The organism is Thalassospira sp. MIT1004, assembly GCF_001858545.1.
Classification (GTDB): domain Bacteria; phylum Pseudomonadota; class Alphaproteobacteria; order Rhodospirillales; family Thalassospiraceae; genus Thalassospira; species Thalassospira xiamenensis.
The window spans coordinates 373,552-390,640 of sequence record NZ_MCAO01000033.1 but is presented as its reverse complement, the minus strand read 5'-3'; the positions used below and the strand labels follow the sequence as shown (position 1 = coordinate 390,640).

General features: G+C 53.3%; 21 protein-coding genes and 1 pseudogene. 18 read left to right on the top strand and 4 right to left on the bottom strand.

The genetic code is table 11. From position 1 onward, the window contains the following. Positions 1-73: 73 nt before the first annotated feature. Together hslU and hslV are read right to left on the bottom strand one after the other, a co-directional pair. The gene (gene hslU, locus BC440_RS13375) at positions 74-1,384 is read right to left on the bottom strand and encodes an ATP-dependent protease ATPase subunit HslU (protein WP_007088461.1); all 1,311 of its coding nucleotides are present in this window, start codon (positions 1,382-1,384) and stop codon (positions 74-76) included. Positions 1,385-1,442: 58 nt separating this feature from the next. Then, positions 1,443-2,003, bottom strand: a complete 561-nt coding sequence (gene hslV, locus BC440_RS13370; RefSeq protein ID WP_007088462.1) for an ATP-dependent protease subunit HslV — start codon at positions 2,001-2,003, stop codon at positions 1,443-1,445. 207 nt (positions 2,004-2,210) lie between these two features. Between hslV and ade the strand changes: the two genes are divergently transcribed. From ade to BC440_RS13310, 12 genes are all read left to right on the top strand, one after another. Continuing rightward, a complete protein-coding gene (gene ade, locus BC440_RS13365; protein WP_063092229.1) occupies positions 2,211-3,941 on the top strand; it encodes an adenine deaminase in 1,731 nt (576 codons plus the stop codon). 144 nt (positions 3,942-4,085) lie between these two features. Then, on the top strand, positions 4,086-4,685 hold the full coding sequence (hisB, locus tag BC440_RS13360) for an imidazoleglycerol-phosphate dehydratase HisB (protein ID WP_007088464.1): 600 nt from the start codon (positions 4,086-4,088) through the stop codon (positions 4,683-4,685). Positions 4,686-4,756: 71 nt separating this feature from the next. Beyond that, positions 4,757-5,197 (top strand): DUF2628 domain-containing protein, encoded by a 441-nt coding sequence (locus BC440_RS13355; RefSeq protein ID WP_063092230.1) that lies wholly within the window; start codon positions 4,757-4,759, stop codon positions 5,195-5,197. Beyond that, positions 5,194-5,844 carry an imidazole glycerol phosphate synthase subunit HisH gene (hisH, locus tag BC440_RS13350; RefSeq protein ID WP_037989080.1) on the top strand — a complete coding sequence of 217 codons (651 nt, stop codon included), beginning with the start codon at positions 5,194-5,196 and terminating at the stop codon, positions 5,842-5,844. The genes BC440_RS13355 and hisH overlap by 4 nt, the downstream gene beginning before the upstream one ends. Next, positions 5,841-6,395, top strand: a complete 555-nt coding sequence (locus BC440_RS13345) for a GNAT family N-acetyltransferase (protein WP_037989259.1) — start codon at positions 5,841-5,843, stop codon at positions 6,393-6,395. Before hisH ends, BC440_RS13345 begins: the two co-directional genes overlap by 4 nt. Continuing rightward, entirely contained in the window at positions 6,392-7,120 is a 729-nt protein-coding gene (gene hisA / locus BC440_RS13340; RefSeq protein ID WP_037989078.1) for a 1-(5-phosphoribosyl)-5-[(5-phosphoribosylamino)methylideneamino]imidazole-4-carboxamide isomerase, read from the top strand. The genes BC440_RS13345 and hisA overlap by 4 nt, the downstream gene beginning before the upstream one ends. 24 nt (positions 7,121-7,144) lie before the next feature. Beyond that, the gene (gene hisF, locus BC440_RS13335) at positions 7,145-7,906 is read left to right on the top strand and encodes an imidazole glycerol phosphate synthase subunit HisF (protein ID WP_063092231.1); all 762 of its coding nucleotides are present in this window, start codon (positions 7,145-7,147) and stop codon (positions 7,904-7,906) included. 2 nt (positions 7,907-7,908) lie between these two features. Further along, entirely contained in the window at positions 7,909-8,235 is a 327-nt protein-coding gene (locus BC440_RS13330; RefSeq protein WP_007088470.1) for a phosphoribosyl-ATP diphosphatase, read from the top strand. A 32-nt stretch (positions 8,236-8,267) separates the two neighbouring features. Beyond that, positions 8,268-8,639, top strand: a complete 372-nt coding sequence (locus BC440_RS13325) for a histidine triad nucleotide-binding protein (RefSeq protein WP_063092232.1) — start codon at positions 8,268-8,270, stop codon at positions 8,637-8,639. Positions 8,640-8,714: 75 nt separating this feature from the next. Further along, entirely contained in the window at positions 8,715-9,191 is a 477-nt protein-coding gene (locus BC440_RS13320; protein ID WP_063092233.1) for a DUF6314 family protein, read from the top strand. Positions 9,192-9,225: 34 nt separating this feature from the next. Continuing rightward, the gene (locus tag BC440_RS13315) at positions 9,226-9,645 is read left to right on the top strand and encodes a VOC family protein (protein WP_063092234.1); all 420 of its coding nucleotides are present in this window, start codon (positions 9,226-9,228) and stop codon (positions 9,643-9,645) included. Positions 9,646-9,812: 167 nt separating this feature from the next. Further along, positions 9,813-10,778: a glyoxylate/hydroxypyruvate reductase A gene (locus tag BC440_RS13310; RefSeq protein WP_065702163.1), complete on the top strand. Its 966-nt coding sequence runs from the start codon at positions 9,813-9,815 to the stop codon at positions 10,776-10,778. 81 nt (positions 10,779-10,859) lie between these two features. Here BC440_RS13310 and BC440_RS13305 read toward each other — a convergent pair whose 3' ends face one another. Next, the gene (locus BC440_RS13305; protein WP_063092236.1) at positions 10,860-11,774 is read right to left on the bottom strand and encodes a LysR family transcriptional regulator; all 915 of its coding nucleotides are present in this window, start codon (positions 11,772-11,774) and stop codon (positions 10,860-10,862) included. Between the two features lie 122 nt (positions 11,775-11,896). Between BC440_RS13305 and BC440_RS13300 the strand changes: the two genes are divergently transcribed. The 5 genes from BC440_RS13300 (at position 11,897) to BC440_RS13280 (ending at position 14,791) form a co-directional block, all read left to right on the top strand. Further along, a complete protein-coding gene (locus BC440_RS13300) occupies positions 11,897-12,640 on the top strand; it encodes an SDR family oxidoreductase (RefSeq protein ID WP_063092237.1) in 744 nt (247 codons plus the stop codon). 226 nt (positions 12,641-12,866) lie between these two features. Then, positions 12,867-13,337, top strand: coding sequence for a GNAT family N-acetyltransferase (locus BC440_RS13295; protein WP_063092238.1), 471 nt, complete (start codon positions 12,867-12,869; stop codon positions 13,335-13,337). An 89-nt stretch (positions 13,338-13,426) separates the two neighbouring features. After that, entirely contained in the window at positions 13,427-13,741 is a 315-nt protein-coding gene (locus BC440_RS13290; RefSeq protein WP_063092239.1) for a hypothetical protein, read from the top strand. Between the two features lie 71 nt (positions 13,742-13,812). Continuing rightward, positions 13,813-14,106 carry a hypothetical protein gene (locus BC440_RS13285; protein WP_063092240.1) on the top strand — a complete coding sequence of 98 codons (294 nt, stop codon included), beginning with the start codon at positions 13,813-13,815 and terminating at the stop codon, positions 14,104-14,106. Positions 14,107-14,179: 73 nt separating this feature from the next. Further along, positions 14,180-14,791 carry an SAM-dependent methyltransferase gene (locus tag BC440_RS13280; RefSeq protein WP_063092241.1) on the top strand — a complete coding sequence of 204 codons (612 nt, stop codon included), beginning with the start codon at positions 14,180-14,182 and terminating at the stop codon, positions 14,789-14,791. On the opposite strand, the pseudogene BC440_RS13275 reads toward BC440_RS13280, so the two are convergent. Beyond that, a pseudogene (locus BC440_RS13275) lies at positions 14,792-15,463 on the bottom strand (ATP-binding protein); the annotation flags it as partial. Between BC440_RS13275 and BC440_RS13270 the strand changes: the two are divergent. Then, on the top strand, positions 15,455-16,297 hold the full coding sequence (locus BC440_RS13270; RefSeq protein ID WP_071240283.1) for a TnsA endonuclease N-terminal domain-containing protein: 843 nt from the start codon (positions 15,455-15,457) through the stop codon (positions 16,295-16,297). The pseudogene BC440_RS13275 and the gene BC440_RS13270 sit on opposite strands and share 9 nt — an antisense overlap. The last annotated feature ends 792 nt before the right edge of the window (positions 16,298-17,089 follow it).

Here is a 17,089-nt window from a genome sequence, read left to right as displayed (position 1 = left end):
CGCAGGGTTAAAGTAAAAGGGCTAGCAACATCGTGCTAGCCCTTTGCGTATCTGCCCTAATCGAACATCTCGATTACAAAATAAACTTCGAAAGATCCGCATCCTTGGCAAGGCCATCGACCTGCTCGCGGACGTAATTCGCATCAATCTTAATCGTTTCACCGCCGCGGTCAGTTGCGGTAAAGCTGATGTCATCCAAAAGCTTTTCCAACACCGTATGCAGTCGACGTGCGCCGATATTTTCCACCGTTTCATTGACGCTGGCCGAAATACGGGCAAGTTCATCAACTGCATCGTCGGCGAATTCCAGCGTAACATCCTCGGTTTTCAGCAGTGCGACATACTGCTTGATCAGGGATGCTTCCGGTTCCAGCAGAATACGGCGGAAATCTTCCTCGGTCAGGGCTTTCAACTCGACCCGGATTGGCAAACGGCCCTGCAATTCCGGCAGCAGGTCCGATGGCTTTGAAAGATGGAATGCCCCCGAACAGATAAACAGGATATGGTCGGTTTTGACCGTACCATGTTTGGTCGAGACACTTGTCCCTTCGATCAACGGCAGTAAATCGCGCTGCACACCTTCGCGCGATACATCACCGCCACGCTCGGAACGCGCGGTGATCTTATCGATCTCGTCAAGGAACACGATACCATTCTGTTCAACGTTTTCGATGGCCTCTGCGGTGACCTTGTCCATATCCAGAAGCTTGTCGCCTTCCTCGTCTATCAGACGCTCAAACGCTTCCTCGACGGTCATGCGTTTTGGTTTGGTCTGACCGCCAAATGCCTTGCCGAACACGTCCGACAGGTTCAGCATCCCCATCTGTGCGCCCGGCATGCCGGGAATATCGATGGTCGGCATCGAAGAAGAACTGTTTTCCTGAACAGGGATTTCAATTTCCTTGTCCTGCAATTCGCCTTCTCGCAGCATCTTGCGGAATTTCTGACGGGTATCAGCCGAGGCATTTTCACCAACCAGACCATCAAGAATGCGTTCCTCGGCCTGCATTTCGGCCTTGGCACGGACTTTCTTGCGCATGCTTTCACGCGTCAGGTCCAGCGACACTTCCAGAAGGTCACGAACGATCTGTTCAACATCACGACCGACATAACCAACTTCGGTGAATTTGGTGGCTTCGATCTTGATGAACGGGGCCTCTGCCAGTTTGGCAAGACGCCGGGCGATTTCGGTTTTGCCAACACCGGTCGGGCCGATCATCAGAATGTTTTTGGGTAGCACTTCATTGCGCATCGTGTCGTCAAGCTGCTGGCGGCGCCAACGGTTGCGCAAGGCAATGGCGACCGCCCGCTTGGCATCTTTCTGACCGATGATATGGCGATCGAGCTCGGATACGATCTCGCGCGGGCTGAAATGTTGGGTCATTAAATTTATCCGTTAGTTCTTGCGACGGAAATGCGATGTCAGGCCCTAAACGGCACCCTTATTTCGCATCCTCGATCTTTTCCAGCGTAACGCTGTCATTGGTATAAACACAGATATCACCGGCAATCGCCATGGCTTTGCGGGCAATTTCCTCGGCACTCAGGTCCAGATCAATCAGGGCCCGCGCCGCGGCAAGTGCATAATTCCCGCCCGATCCGATGGCGATAATGCCGTCTTCCGGTTCAAGAACATCGCCCATTCCGGTCAGGACCAGCGAAACATCCTTGTCGGCCACGGCCATCATTGCTTCAAGCTTGCGCAGATAGCGATCCGTGCGCCAGTCCTTGGCCAGTTCGACACAGGCGCGCATGGTCTGGCCTGGATGACGATCCAGCTTGGCTTCAAGACGTTCCAAAAGGGTAAAGGCATCCGCCGTCGCCCCGGCAAATCCGACGATGATCTCGCCTTTCTGGCCGATGCGGCGCACCTTGCGGGCGTTACCCTTGATCACGGTCTGGCCCAAAGAAACCTGACCGTCACCGGCAACCACCACTTCATTGCCCTTGCGCACCGACAGGATCGTCGTGCCATGCCAGCTCGGCTGCGATTTTTCGCTCATAAATAATCCCTAGATTTTCATCCAATGCGTTCGATCAAGAGTTAGCACGCACAACCGCCCGGTCAAGGGCCAAGCCCCGCGAACCACCATCCCCGGATCACAAACACTGTTTCAATGCGACGGAACAGAAAAAATTCAGGACGTATCACCGCCACATGCTTTACCCTTGGACCATAAAAGAATTTCAAAGAACGAAGGAAAATGATCATGAGCAATCCTGACCTTGCGCAAACCCATCTTGGCAAATGCATTCTGGCCGGTCAGGGCAGGATCAAGGCCGATCTGGTCCTGCGCAATATCGGATTGCTTGATGTCATCACCGGTAAGGTAACTGAAACCGATATTGCCATTGTGGGTGACCGGATTGTTGGTACGCATGCCACATACGAGGGCGACCGCGAAATTGACTGTGCCGGTAAATTCGCCGTCCCGGGCTTTATCGACACGCACCTGCATATCGAAAGCTCGCTTGTCACGCCGTTTGAATTTGATCGCTGCGTCTTGCCGCACGGTGTGACCACGGTCCTGTGTGACCCACATGAAATTGCCAATGTGCTGGGAGCGGACGGGATCAGATACTTCCTGGATTGCGCCGAACGGTCCGTGATGGATATCCGCGTTAATCTGTCATCGTGCGTTCCGGCAACCGGGTTTGAAACATCGGGTGCGCAGCTTGAAATCGATGATCTTCTGCCATTCCGAAACCATCCCAAGGTCGTCGGGCTGGCCGAAATGATGAATTATCCGGGTGTTCTGAACCTTGATACCGGCATCATGGCAAAACTTGAAGCCTTTCAGGACGGCCATATCGATGGTCACGCCCCGTTGGTACAGGGTACGGCACTGAACGGCTATATGGCCGCGGGCATCCGCACCGATCACGAGGCAACATCAGCCGCCGAAGCACGCGAAAAGCTTGCCAAGGGCATGGCGATCCTGATCCGCGAAGGATCTGTTTCCAAGGATCTTGAGGCGCTGGCCGAAATTCTGGATGAAAATACGTCAAGCTTCGTTGCGCTATGCACAGATGACCGCAATCCGCTTGATATTGGTGAAGAGGGTCACCTTGATAGTCTTATTGAACGATTAATTGGTCATTTAAAAGCACGTAATTGCCCTATCCATCATGTCTATCGCGCTGCATCGCATTCAGCGGCCCGCATTTTCGGCTTGCGTGACCGCGGACTGATCGGGCCTGGTTGGCGGGCCGATATAGCCATACTTGATGATTTGGAAACCTGCGCGGTCAGCGATGTGATTGCCGGTGGCCGTCTGGTCACCAACGGTCTGTTTGACGCCCGCGAAACCGTTGCGCCAATTGGCTTGACCTCGATGAAGGCCAAACCGGTCACCGCCGAGGCATTCATGGCCGAACCCAAACCGGGTCAGAACCAAACGCCTGTGATACGCGTCAAACCGGGCCTGATCCTGACCTTCCGGGATGAAGCCACCCTTGAAATTGGCGATAACGGCCTCAAACCCGATCTTGAAAAGGATGTGATCAAGGTGGCCGTTGTCGAACGCCACGGCAAGAACGGCAATATTGGGCGCAGTTTCGTCCGTGGTTTTGGTTTGAAACGCGGTGCAATTGCATCTTCGGTCGGGCATGACAGCCACAATATCACTGTGGTCGGTGCCAATGACGCCGACATGGCCGCCGCGGTCAATCGACTGATTGAACTGGGTGGCGGCTTTGCCGTTGCAGATGGTGGCAGGATCACGGCCGAACTGGCGTTACCCGTTGCCGGACTGATGAGTACGGAACCGTTTGAGGTGGTCGAGAAGGATCTGATCACGCTACGCGCTGCCGCCAAGGATCTTGGTTGCATCCTGCCAGAACCGTTCCTGCAGGTCGCTTTCCTAGCCTTGCCGGTAATCCCGCACCTGAAAATGACGGACAAGGGCCTGTTTGACGTCGACAAGTTCGACTTTGTCTAAGCCATCAAACCGGACAGTTTAACAATGACAAATACCGGTTACGTTTTGTGGCCAATACTTAGCCGGTTAAACTGGCTTTTCGCTGCTGTTATTGCTAAATACGACCCAACAGATGCATTGATACCTGCAGGAAAGGAGCTTTGCATGCGCAAGGCCCGCGTAGAGCGCAATACCAACGAAACACAGATCACGGTCGAGCTTAATCTTGACGGGACCGGCATATACGATGTCGAGACTGGGATTGGCTTCCTTGATCACATGCTCGAACAGCTTTCACGCCACAGCCTGATGGACCTTAAAGTCCGGGCCAAGGGCGACCTGCATATCGATTTCCATCACACCACCGAAGATACAGGCATCGCAATCGGTCAGGCGTTTTCGCAAGCACTGGGCGATAAAAAGGGCATCAATCGTTACGGCAGTTGCTTGCTTCCGATGGACGAGGCACTGACACGTGTGGCGCTGGATTGCTCAAACCGTCCTTATCTGATCTGGAATGTCGAGTTTACTCGCGACAAGGTCGGGGATATGGACACCGAACTGTTCCGCGAATGGTTCCAGGGCTTTGCACAGGCTGCTGGCCTGACGCTGCATGTTGAAAATCTGTATGGCGATAACAACCATCATATCGTCGAAAGTGCCTTTAAGGCGCTGGCACGATCCCTGCGCGCCGCGATCGAGATCGATCCGCGCAAATCCGATGCCATTCCCTCGACCAAGGGTGTTCTCGGCGGGTCGCTTTAACCCGCCAGATGCCCCTAGTATGATCCGAATGACCGGGTGATGCATCACCTGGAACAGGAAGTCGGTTTTCGATGAAGGTTTACACAGTCCATACCCATCCCGGCGATGCCAATCCGATGGAAAATGCGATCCTGATCCGCGAAGGCTTTAATTTCTGGGCCTTTATTTTTAGCGGCATCTGGGCGCTTTATCATCGTTTGTGGGCCGCTTTTTTTGGTCTGATCGGCGTATCGCTGATTTGCAATCTTGTGATCTATCTATTCGATGGCGGTCCGGAAATGGATTTTGCCCTCGCCCTTGCGACCGGCATCGGTTTTGGCCTGATTGCCAATGACTTGCGGCGCAAAAAGCTCGCGGCCGGTGGCTGGAAGCTTGTCGAAATTGTCGCAGGCCCCAACGAAAATGCAGCCGAACATCGTTTCTTTGATCGCCTGCGTGGCGGACGCGCTGTTCACGATACCCTGCAAAATGTTGCGCCCACCCCCTTATCCGGGAGCACCCCCTACCCATGAGTGTTGCGATTATCGATTACGGTTCAGGCAACCTGCGTTCTGCTGCCAAGGCGTTTGAACGCGCGGCCCGCGAAACCGGCATTTCCGCCGATATCATTGTCACCGATGATCCGGAAAAGGTCCGCAATGCCAGCCATATCGTCCTGCCCGGTGTTGGTGCCTATGCCGATTGCCGTGCCGGCCTTGATGCCGTTACCGGCATGGTCGAAGTTCTGAACGAGCAGGTCATCAAAGGTGGTAAGCCATTCTTTGGCATTTGTGTCGGCATGCAGTTGATGTCGACGGTTGGTCGCGAATTTGCCGACACCCCGGGTCTTGACTGGATCAAGGGCGAAGTGGTTGCAATTGAACCCGCAGACCCGTCGCTTAAAATCCCGCATATGGGCTGGAACGAGCTGGTCCTTGATCTGTCTGGCAAATCGCATTCCGTGTTGTCGGGTGTATCGGATGGCGATCATGCCTATTTCGTGCACAGTTATCACATGCATGTTCAAAATCCGGATGAACGGCTGGTATCGGTCGATTATGGTGGCGCGCTTACGGCGATGATCGGGCGCGACAACATGATCGGTACCCAGTTCCATCCGGAAAAAAGCCAGAAAACGGGACTTACCATCATTGGTAACTTCCTGGGATGGAAACCATGACCGCACCGAGCAATACGATCGAACCCGGTGTTACCGCCGAACGCGTTACGGAACTGAGCGCGGGCGACCTTTCCGACATCGTTGATGCCTGTACCCAGGCAATCGTCGAAGGCGGAGGTTTTGGCTGGCTGACCCCGCCGGATCGTCCGGATATGGAAAAATACTGGCGCGGCGTTTTGCTGATGCCGGGGCGTCATCTGTTTGTATCGCGCGTTGACGGCGTGATTTCCGGGGCCGCCCAGTTGCTTGAAACGCCGTCCAACCTTGAAGCACAACGGCATTCGGCCCAGATCACCGGCCATTTCGTGGCACCGTGGGCGCGCGGGCGCGGGAATGGCAAGGCCATCGTGCGCAGCATCGAATTTTATGCGCGCGAACGCGGTTATTCGGTTTTGAAACTTGATCTTCGTGAAACCCAGACTGCTGCCATCGCACTTTATAACGGGCTGGGTTATGTCCGTTGGGGCATCAATCCCTATTACGCAATGGTCAACGGTAAAATGGTCGAAGGTTACTACTACACCAAGAAAATACAGGACACTGACCAGTGAATCTCTATCCGGCAATCGACCTTAAAGATGGTGCATGCGTTCGCCTGCTGCGCGGTGATATGGACAAGGCCACCGTATTCAACAACGATCCGGGTGCACAGGCCGGTGAATTTGTCGCTGCCGGCTGTCATTGGGTCCATATCGTCGATCTGAACGGTGCTTTTGCCGGTGAACCGGTCAATGGAGCCGCGGTTGACCGCATCCTTGCCGCAGTCGCAGGCAAGGCCAAAACCCAGCTTGGCGGCGGTATCCGCACGATGGAAACGGTTGATTACTGGCTTAACAAGGGCATCACCCGTGTGATCCTTGGCACTGTCGCCCTGCGTAATCCAGATTTTGTCAAAGAAGCCTGTGCAAAATGGCCGGGTCGTATTGCGGTTGGCATTGACGCCCGCGATGGCTATGTCGCGGTTGAAGGTTGGGCCGAAACATCCGAAGTCACCGCGCTTGAGCTCGCTCAGAAATTCGAGGATTGCGGTGTCACCGCAATCATCTTTACCGATATTGACCGCGATGGTGCAATGGGCGGCCCGAATATCGAAAGCACGGTAGCCCTTGCCAGCGCGATTTCGACCCCGGTAATCGTATCGGGCGGGGTTTCATCGCTGGATGATCTGATTGCAGTTGCCAAACATACCGATGCCGGGATTGACGGCGCGATTTCCGGACGCGCACTTTACGATGGCCGGATTGATCTGGCAGAAGCTATCAGGGCATTGTCCTAAGCGGACCCAAACAGGAAACCGACCATGCTGAAAACCCGTGTCATTCCCTGTCTCGACGTCAAGGACGGTCGCGTCGTCAAGGGAGTCAATTTCGTTGATCTGATTGATGCCGGCGATCCAGTGGAACAAGCACGTATCTATGACGCCGAAGGCGCAGACGAGCTTTGTTTCCTTGATATCACCGCATCAAGCGACAATCGCGATACCATTTTCGACGTTGTTGCCCGCACCGCCGAGGCATGCTTTATGCCCGTCACAGTCGGTGGCGGCGTGCGTTCGCTTGAAGATATTCGCAAACTGCTTTTGGCAGGTGCCGACAAGGTTTCGATCAATACGGCCGCGGTCAATAACCCCGATTTCGTGCGCGAAGCGGCACGCAAGTTCGGATCACAATGTATTGTGGTTTCGATTGACGCCAAATCGACCGGCCCGGACAAGTTTGAAATCTTTACCCACGGTGGTCGCAAACCAACCGGGATTGACGCCGTTTCGTTTGCAAAACAAATGACGGAATATGGCGCCGGGGAACTCCTGGTCACCTCGATGGATCGCGATGGCACCAAGTCGGGCTTTAACCTGCCGCTGACGCGATCAATTGCGGATGCCGTACATGTGCCGGTGATTGCATCGGGCGGTGTCGGGACGCTGGACCATATGGTCGAAGGTGTGACCGAAGGCCATGCCTCGGCGGTTCTGGCTGCCTCGATCTTCCATTTCGGGACCTATCGTATCCGCGAGGTCAAGGACCACATGAAAGCCGCCGGCATCCCGGTCCGCGAGGGGTGATTATGACTGATAAACATATCCTTGATCAGCTTTACACTGTGATTGCCGCCCGCAAGGGTGCCGATCCAGAAACGAGCTACACCGCCAGACTTTTTGCCAAGGGCACGGCAAAAATCGCCCAGAAAGTTGGCGAAGAAGGCGTTGAAACCGTGATCGCGGCCCTTGCCGAAACCCCGGAAAAAGTGGCATCCGAAAGTGCCGACCTGCTCTATCATCTGACTGTTCTTTGGGCCGATCAGGGGGTAAAACCGGAAGATGTATGGAACATACTGGCCGAACGCCAGGGTATTTCCGGTATTGCCGAAAAGGCATCCCGCACCGATAAATAGGGTCATATCCCGTCAAGATCAGGAGCATCCCCATGGCCGTCTCTGCCTATGATCCGCAAAACATCTTTGCCAAAATTCTTCGTGGCGAAATCCCGTGCAACAAGGTTTTTGAGGACGATCACGTCCTTGCCTTTCACGACATCGCCCCGCAGGCCCCGACCCATATCCTTGTGATCCCGAAGGGTGCCTATACCAGCTATGACGACTTTGCAGCCAATGCATCGGACGCAGAAGTTATCGCCTATACACGCGCAATCGGCAAAATCACCGCCGCGGCAGGCGTTGTCGAGGACGGTTATCGCCTGATCGCCAATACCCGCGACCATGGCCGCCAGGACGTCCCGCATCTTCATGTCCATATCATCGGCGGCAAAAAGCTGGGCCTGATGTTGCCAAAAGACTAAGGTTAACGCCTGCAAGACTAGAATTCGGGGCAGGGCGGCTATGGCGTCCCTGCCTTTTTGATTTACCGGAATGTCATGATCCGAGATATCTCGTCCGCCGCTATGATTTTCCAAAGCCTTCCGGGTGACTGGACGCTTGTGCGAGATATTGGTCCCACAGGAAAGTTCAAAGGCGATGTGACTTTTCGTCTGATAGAGCCTGAAAAGACCGGAATTATACGCTATCGGGAGGAAGGAGTTCTTGAGCGCGGGGATGGCAAACGCTTTGACGGTTACCGCGAATACGACTTCGTTCTGCATGAAGACCTGCCCGGGATTGAGCTTCTGTTTCGCGATCCGTTAAGCTTTGGCAATCGCTATGTCCTGCTGCAATTTGGAGAGAATGCTGCCGATGTGCTTTGTGCACGAGACATTCATCCCTGTGGTGATGATTTTTATCATCATTGCATGATCTGGCATGATGAAAATCATTTCGAAACTAAAATAAAAATAACTGGCCCGAAGAAAGACCATTTGTTGCACAGCATTTATCTTCGAAAACCAAAGGCCTAGGCCGCAGCAATTTCCTTAACGTTACGAGGTTCACATGTCACTGCCCCCGTTCCATCTGGCATTTCCGATTAAATCGATTGCCGATACACGCGCGTTTTATATCGATATCCTTGGCTGTGACGAAGGTCGTTCGACCGAGGCATGGATTGATTTTGATTTCTTTGGTCATCAGCTTTCTGCCCATGTTCGCCCCGAAGCAGGACAAAATGCCGGCGCGGGGAATGTGGATGGTGATGCGGTGCCAATCCCGCATTTTGGCGCGGTTCTGGAATGGGATAAATGGCATGATCTGGCAGATCGCCTGAAAGAAGCGGGGGTTAAATTCCTGCTGGAGCCGAAAATCCGCTTTAAAGATGAACCGGGCGAACAGGGAACTTTCTTTGTGGAAGACCCGGCCGGCAATGGTCTGGAATTCAAGACATTCCGCGATCCGGCGATGATTTTTGCGCATTAATTGGCATTTCAGGCAGAGATGATCAGACTTTGGCTTTGATGTCGCGGAACGCTTTGCCCTGCAATGCGTTATATGATCAGGTAATATGAGCGATGCCGGTTCTGATCGGTATCCGCGACATCCCTAAATCGTCGATCCACATCATCCGTCCGTCAGGAGAATTGCCCATGTCCGCCGCCAGTTCCGCCAATGCTACCCGCAAAACCCCCAGCATCCTGATTGCGGCGGCGGGCGAGGATGATCGCTGGAAAGAGGCCATGGTCGCCCGCCTGCAGGATGCAAATATCGTCACACAATGTGAAAATTACGATCCCAAAACGATTGATTTTGCCTTGTTGTGGAAACAGCCGCAGGGATTGCTTAAAAGCCTGACGGGACTTCAGGCGATCTTCTCACTTGGCGCGGGTGTTGATCATGTACTTTCAGCGCCCAGCCTTCCGACAGAAGTGCCAGTCATTCGCCTTGAAGATGCCGGTATGGCCGATCAGATGGTGCAATATCATCTGTATGCCGCGCTGCATTTCATGCGCGATTTCGATATTTATGCCCGTCAGCAGGCCAAGGCCGATTGGACCCAGCACGATGTCGCACGTATTTCGAAATGCCGGGTCGGGGTGATGGGGCTGGGTGCACTTGGTGCGGCGGTCGCCACCGCCCTGACCCAGCTTGGCTTTGCCGTATCCGGCTGGAGCCGCACGATGAAGGCGATTGATGGCATCACCACCTATGCCGGGGCCGAAACCCTCAACGAGTTCCTTGGACAATCCGACATCCTGGTTTGCATGTTGCCGCGTACCGCCGAAACCGAGGGCGTTTTGAACGGAAACACTCTGTCCCAATTGCCAAAAAATGCCGCAGTGATCAATGCCGCGCGCGGTGCGATGATTGTGGAGGCGGATCTTCTGCGCCTGATCGATACCGGGCATCTGCGCGGGGCGTTCCTTGATGTGGCGGTAACCGAACCGCTACCCGAAAGCCACCCGTTCTGGGATCATTCGAAAATCCGCATCACGCCGCATATCGCGGCCGCGACACGGATTGAGGAATCGGTCGATCAGATCGCCGAAAATATTGATCGCATCTCACGCGGCGAAACCCCGCGCGGCCTTGTTGATCGTAAAACAGGATATTAAGCCGCATCGTTGGTAAAGGAGCAGAATGGTTGGCTATGCCAGTCCATTCTGCCTGCCAACGTTAGTCACCTCGAACCGCAATCAGCTTGCCATCAGTCCTTCGATCCCATTGGCAAAAAGCTGCCCCAGCCAGTCGGTAAATACCCGAACGCGCGGTGAAAGTTGCCTGTTATGTGGATACAGCACCGATACAGGCATCGATTCCGGCGGATATTGCGGCAGGATTTCGACCAGCCGACCAGCCTTCAGATCGGCCACCGCGCGGTAATACGGGACCTGAATGATCCCAAGCCCGGCAATAGCCGCCGCGATATATAAATCCGCCCCGGTCACGGAAATATTGGCAGGAATCTCCACCTGCCGCACAAGACCGTCAATCGTGAAATCAATCGGCATCGACTTGGCATCCGCACCGGAAAGGAAGGAAACAACCCGGTGTCCCTGGCGTTCAAAATCCTCGATCCGCTCGGGCATGCCATATTTTTCAAGATAGCCGGGACTTGCAACCGTCACCTCGGGCATTGTTGCCAAACGACGGCTGATCATGGATGAATCGACCAGTTCCCCACTGCGCAAAACGCAATCATATCCCTCATGAACCAGATCGACATACCGATCACCATCCGCCACCACAAGCGTGATATCAGGATATTCATCCATAAAGCCCGGCAGGGCCGGAATGACAAACATCCGGGCCAGTGTCCCCTGAAGATTGACGCGCAAAAGCCCCTTGGGCGCACAAGGCCGAAAAAGGCCGTCGGCTTCCTCCAGCTCGCCCAGTATCCGGATACAGCGCTTGTAATAAGCTTCGCCGTCCAGAGTTGGTCGAACCTGCCGGGTGGTGCGATTCAGAAGCCGAGTACCCAACCGTTCTTCAAGGCGCTGAATGGCGTTGGTCATCGTGGCGCGTGGTATCTGAAGATCCGTCGCTGCTTTGGTAAAGCTTCTGCGCTCGACAATTCGAACGAAGTTGCGCATTTCCTCAAACCGGTCCATCGCATTTCAAATTGTTATGATTTATCGAACAGTATTGTCGATTATGGGGTAATTATCCCAAATGTCATCCGGTTCATACTCCGCCCATCGAAATTGGTTCATCACCAGGCAGGAAAACCGACATGACAAATGCAAATGAAACCAGAACCGCCATTATCACCGGTGCCGCACGTGGCATTGGTGTGGCCCTTGCCAAACGCTTGGCACAGAATGGCTTTGCCGTTGTTATCAACTATGCCAACAGTGCCAACAGCGCAAACGCCCTTGTCGACGAACTGACAACAAGCGGCCATCAGGCGATGGCAATCAAGGCCGATATCACCGATGCCGATGCCGTCAAACAGATGTTCGATCACGCCGAAACCCGTTTTGGCGGGGTTGATGTCATCGTCAATAATGCTGGCGTCATGACCACACAGCCGATCTCGGAAATGAGTGACGCGGTCTATGACTCGATGATGGATACCAATGTACGCGGTACCTTCAACATGCTGCGCGAGGGGGCCAAACGCCTGCGCAATAACGGTCGGGTAATCAACTTTTCAACCACGGCCCTTCATCTGAAATTGCCGGGTTATGCGGTCTACAATGCAACCAAGGCGGCGGTTGAAGCCATGACAGGTGTTTATGCCAAGGAACTGCGCGGCCGCAATATCACGGTCAATGCCGTAGCCCCCGGCCCGGTTGCTACCGAGCTGTTCCTGAACGGCAAGACCGACGAACAGATTACGCAGTTTTCCAAAATGCCGCCACTTGAACGCCTCGGACAGCCAGAAGATATCGCCGGTGTTGTCTCCTTCCTGGCTGGGCCGGATTCCGATTGGGTCAATGGACAGACGCTGCGCGCCAATGGCGGCCTTGCCTGATCCCGATCATTAAATTGATTGCCCTGCCGCTTTTCCCAGATCCCGCGCGACAGGGTGATTACGCAAAGGTGCCGTCCTGCAAACATGAGGACGGCACCTTTGCCGTTCTACGAATGGCCCTATTGCCAAAACAGCGACAAGAAACTCGCAAAAACTCCACCGAGCAAATTGGCAAGCCCCTGATTTTAACCCATGATGGCACCTCGACCCGAACAAGGATGCCTTTATGACCGATATTACCTTCCGCTACGCCACCCACGAAGACCTCCCGGCCATCGTTGCGCTTCTGGCCGATGACGAAAAGGGCAAAACCCGCGAAGAACTGCGCGATCCGCTGCCTGATGTCTATTATGCCGCGTTCGATGCCATGCAAAGCCAAAGCACCGAAGCCCTTCCCAACAAATACCTGCTGGCGTGTCGCGGTGATGATATTGTTGGCTGTCTGCAACTGACCCTGATTGCCGGGCTTTCGCGCAAAGGCCGTCTGCGTGCGCAGATCGAAGGGGTGCGGGTGTCGTCAAAATGTCGCGGTCAGAATGTGGGGAAAAAGCTGATTACCGAATCCATTTCGATTTCGAAATTACTTGGTGCATCGCTTGTGCAATTCACAACCGATAAAAGCCGAAAGGATGCGCACCGCTTTTACGAACGGCTCGGCTTTGTCGCCAGCCACGAAGGCATGAAAAAGGAAATCTGAGGTTTTCTGTCATAGTAATGGCAATATTTCTCAGCCTTATCATGCTATGATTGAAATCCCACGAAACACCGGCAAACGGAGCTTACACCATGAATCTCTCCGAACTGCAGGAAATTGCCACACTTAAGGGCTTCACCCATCATTTCAGTGCGGCTGGAAACCATGTTACCTGCGATGGCAAGGAAGTAAGCTATTCCGCCAATGATCTGACTATTATCGACAGTCGATCCGTCGATAGCGGCACCGATCCGGGTGATGATGCGACGCTTTATATGATCGAGGCCTGCGACGGTACGCGTGGCACCCTGATCGTACCGAGCAGTTTTTACACAGAACATGAAAAAGCCGAACTGATTGACCATTTGCGAAGTCAGCAACGCGAGAGCAAATCGGGCAATCCTTAATCCTGACGGAACAGTCATTCTCTTTGCGCGTTTATGAAACACGGATATCAAAACGAGCAAGGAGCCAAGTCATGAATCTCGCAGAACTGCAGGAAAATGCCATCCGCCACGGCTTTTCGCATCAATTCGTTTATGAAGATGGCGTATTACGTTGTGATGGGGGCGGCCCGGTCTATGATCCGGCAGATCTGAAAATCGTGCACAGCAACAGTGTCGATGCAGGTACCGATCCAGGGGATGATGCCACCCTTTATATGATCGAAGCCCGCGATGGCACCAAGGGAATGATGATCATCCCTTCAAGTTTCCATACTGATCCAGCCAAGGCACAGTTGATTGATGATCTGCGTCGGAACACACATTAATCGCGATATCCCGGTTTTTCACGTGTTCTCACAAAATGAACACAAACCTGCACTTTTGGCGACATGAAGGATGATGAGATTGACGTCATTATCGAAATTCGATCAAAAGGCAGTAAATGCGATGTCGGACCTGTTGCCGTTTTTTCGGGCCTGGGTGGCCGATCCCAAACGGGTTTCGGCCATTTCCCCCTCCAGTTCGGCATTGGCAGAATTGATTACATCCGAAATTTCCCCCGCAACCGGCTCCGTGCTTGAGCTTGGTCCGGGTACCGGTGTTTTTACACGGGCCCTGATCGCGCGCGGTCTTGATGAGGGCGATCTGACCCTGGTCGAAGCCGGGGCCGAATTTGCCCGATTGCTCTCAGATCGTTATCCACGTGCCAGGGTGCTGCATATGGATGCCAGCCGAATCACCTTAAACCCGCTTTATCCATCCAATGATCTGGGTGCTGCCATCAGCGGCCTGCCATTGCTTTCCATGCGACCCCGCCAAGTGATGGGCGTTTTGAATGGTGCATTCCGTTATCTTGGACCTACCGGTGCCCTCTATCAGTTCACCTATGGCCCGCGCTGCCCGATTCCAAGCACCATTCTTGATCGGATGGGCCTTCGCGCCAGCCGGATCGGAACGATCATGCGCAATGTACCACCATCGTCCGTTTACCGGATTTCCCGTGTTGCCTGATCATCTCCGATAAGCCATATGCCGGTAACCAAGGGCTTCGGCGATATGCCCGCGCTTGACGTTATCCATGCCCGCCAAATCGGCAATCGTGCGGGCAACACGCAAAACACGATGATACCCGCGAGCTGAAAGCTTCATCTGACGCGTGGCATCCTGCAACAAGGCACGCCCATCCTCATCCAGAACCGCTGCTTTTTGCAAGACCTCGCCATCTGCTTCAGCATTGGTCAAAATATTATCATTTTTATATCGTAATGACTGGGTTTCGCGCGCCACCAAAATCCGTTTGCGCACCACCTGCGTCGTCTCGCCCGACGCCGGAAGGTCAAGTTCTTCGGGTGTGACTGCGGGAACATCAATCTGGATATCAAAACGATCCAGAAGCGGGCCGGAAAGCCGCGCCTGATAATCCTCGCCACATCGCGGTGCCCGCGTGCACGCCAGATCATTATCACCCAAATAGCCGCACCTGCAGGGATTCATTGCCGCCACCAGTTGCACGCGCGCCGGATAGGTTACATGCGCATTGGCACGCGCAACCGATACCTGCCCGGTTTCAAGTGGCTGACGCAATGCATCAAGGACATTGCGCTGAAATTCCGGTAATTCATCCAAAAACAGAACGCCATGATGGGCTAAGGAAATCTCGCCAGGGCGAACACGATGGCCACCTGGAAAAGTTTTCTAAATGTGAGATTCGCTATGGCCAATGATATCAACGACCAATGGACTGACTGGTTCTCTAAATATGAGACTCAGCACGATAACCTGAGACTCGCTAAAATTTCCTCGGAATCTGACGCTTTATTCGAAGTACTTTCAGCAGCCTCCCAAACCACCATCAGTCAGCGCGAAATTCCGCCGAGCAGGATTTCATCAACTGGAAACATCATTATCGATAGCACAGGTGGCTTCGTAAAGTTTGAAAGCCGCCTTGAGCGAGACTTCATTACAATCATGGCTCTGAGAAGAGGTGTGCGTGTTATCGATGCACAACCCATAAAGATTGGTTATTTTGACGAAGACTTTCGCCTCAGGTCTTACACCCCAGATTTCCATATCGTGCGACGTGTCTACCATAACAACATACCAACTCATCTTGAAAGCATCTTTGTCGAGGTCAAATTCACCTCTGAGCTTAACGGCCCAAAATCGCCGGATCTCATAGGAAAATTCAAGCACGCTCAACGTTGGGCAAAACGGCGCGGCTGGAGATTTGCTGTCTATAGCGAAGACGAAATCAGAACGCCGGAACTGCATCGAGCCGAACAGCTAATGCCATTTCGCCGCAATCCCGAAAATACGAAGCTGGAAACAGCCATTGCATCACTTCTTCGGACAGGCGGACCTAAACTGATTCAAAACGTTCAACAAGAATTGGGAAACTTCCCAAGTAACCTCGTATTTTCTGAAGTTCTAAGGATGCTGGCAAACCGCCAAATCGCATCTGATCCGATGTCGCTCGTAACTGAAAATAGCCTTGTCAGTATGTGGCAAGATTTCTAAGTAAAGTGGTGGTCGATATGGCACCTGCTGACGACTGAGCCATTATGTGGTATGTTTCGGGTCCGAATCGAAATAGAACGCAGGTTGACGCCATGATGCAACAAGGTCATCCCCCAGTTGCCAGCGATAACAAGCGGGATAAGGTTTCCGACGAAGAATGGAAAAGGGCGTGCCAATTTCGCACTAGTGTCGAACGGTGGCTAGATACCAAGCAGAAGACCAGAGCCCAAGCTGAAGCACATGCAGAAGAATTGCATGTCTCACCTGCTACGTTCTACAGACTGGTCCAACGATATATCAAGAAGCCAAACACCTCGTGTTTTTTGCATTCGAGCAAGAAGACCATGCCTAGAACTGGACGGCTCACTAAGGATCAAGAGGCCTTGATGACGTCCACGATCGATACACATTACCTAAACAAACGAAGACCAACGCTAGCCTCTGCGTACAACGAGTTACGTGTAGATTGCCAACTAAAGAATATCCCGTTGCCTTCAATATCCGCATTTCGGAAACGGATTCTTTCGGTGGCGCCCAAAACCGTATGCAGCAAACGGTTTTCAGTAAAGCACGCGAACGAAAAATATAAACTGGAACAAGGGCACTTTCCGTACGCAGAGTATCCGCTGCAATGCATTCAAATTGATCATACACCAACCGACAGACATCTCGTCGATCCAGAAAACAGATGCGTAATCGGAAGAGCCTTTTTAACGACCGCTATTGATTGTTATAGCCGAGCATGTCTCGGATACTATGTGAGCTTTGCACACCCCAGCACTCTTTCCGTTG

What these genes read in the sequence shown, in the direction of transcription:
- BC440_RS13270 (WP_071240283.1), top strand. Translation starts at nt 15,455, where the DNA reads ATGGCCACCTGGAAAAGTTTTCTAAATGTGAGATTCGCTATGGCCAAT.
- BC440_RS13315 (WP_063092234.1), top strand. Translation starts at nt 9,226, where the DNA reads ATGTCACTGCCCCCGTTCCATCTGGCATTTCCGATTAAATCGATTGCC.
- ade (WP_063092229.1), top strand. Translation starts at nt 2,211, where the DNA reads ATGAGCAATCCTGACCTTGCGCAAACCCATCTTGGCAAATGCATTCTG.
- BC440_RS13310 (WP_065702163.1), top strand. Translation starts at nt 9,813, where the DNA reads ATGTCCGCCGCCAGTTCCGCCAATGCTACCCGCAAAACCCCCAGCATC.
- hisF (WP_063092231.1), top strand. Translation starts at nt 7,145, where the DNA reads ATGCTGAAAACCCGTGTCATTCCCTGTCTCGACGTCAAGGACGGTCGC.
- hslV (WP_007088462.1), bottom strand. Translation starts at nt 2,003, where the DNA reads ATGAGCGAAAAATCGCAGCCGAGCTGGCATGGCACGACGATCCTGTCG.
- hslU (WP_007088461.1), bottom strand. Translation starts at nt 1,384, where the DNA reads ATGACCCAACATTTCAGCCCGCGCGAGATCGTATCCGAGCTCGATCGC.
- BC440_RS13280 (WP_063092241.1), top strand. Translation starts at nt 14,180, where the DNA reads ATGAGATTGACGTCATTATCGAAATTCGATCAAAAGGCAGTAAATGCG.
- BC440_RS13320 (WP_063092233.1), top strand. Translation starts at nt 8,715, where the DNA reads ATGATCCGAGATATCTCGTCCGCCGCTATGATTTTCCAAAGCCTTCCG.
- hisH (WP_037989080.1), top strand. Translation starts at nt 5,194, where the DNA reads ATGAGTGTTGCGATTATCGATTACGGTTCAGGCAACCTGCGTTCTGCT.
- BC440_RS13305 (WP_063092236.1), bottom strand. Translation starts at nt 11,774, where the DNA reads ATGGACCGGTTTGAGGAAATGCGCAACTTCGTTCGAATTGTCGAGCGC.
- BC440_RS13290 (WP_063092239.1), top strand. Translation starts at nt 13,427, where the DNA reads ATGAATCTCTCCGAACTGCAGGAAATTGCCACACTTAAGGGCTTCACC.
- BC440_RS13330 (WP_007088470.1), top strand. Translation starts at nt 7,909, where the DNA reads ATGACTGATAAACATATCCTTGATCAGCTTTACACTGTGATTGCCGCC.
- BC440_RS13295 (WP_063092238.1), top strand. Translation starts at nt 12,867, where the DNA reads ATGACCGATATTACCTTCCGCTACGCCACCCACGAAGACCTCCCGGCC.
- BC440_RS13325 (WP_063092232.1), top strand. Translation starts at nt 8,268, where the DNA reads ATGGCCGTCTCTGCCTATGATCCGCAAAACATCTTTGCCAAAATTCTT.
- hisB (WP_007088464.1), top strand. Translation starts at nt 4,086, where the DNA reads ATGCGCAAGGCCCGCGTAGAGCGCAATACCAACGAAACACAGATCACG.
- BC440_RS13300 (WP_063092237.1), top strand. Translation starts at nt 11,897, where the DNA reads ATGACAAATGCAAATGAAACCAGAACCGCCATTATCACCGGTGCCGCA.
- BC440_RS13345 (WP_037989259.1), top strand. Translation starts at nt 5,841, where the DNA reads ATGACCGCACCGAGCAATACGATCGAACCCGGTGTTACCGCCGAACGC.
- BC440_RS13355 (WP_063092230.1), top strand. Translation starts at nt 4,757, where the DNA reads ATGAAGGTTTACACAGTCCATACCCATCCCGGCGATGCCAATCCGATG.
- BC440_RS13285 (WP_063092240.1), top strand. Translation starts at nt 13,813, where the DNA reads ATGAATCTCGCAGAACTGCAGGAAAATGCCATCCGCCACGGCTTTTCG.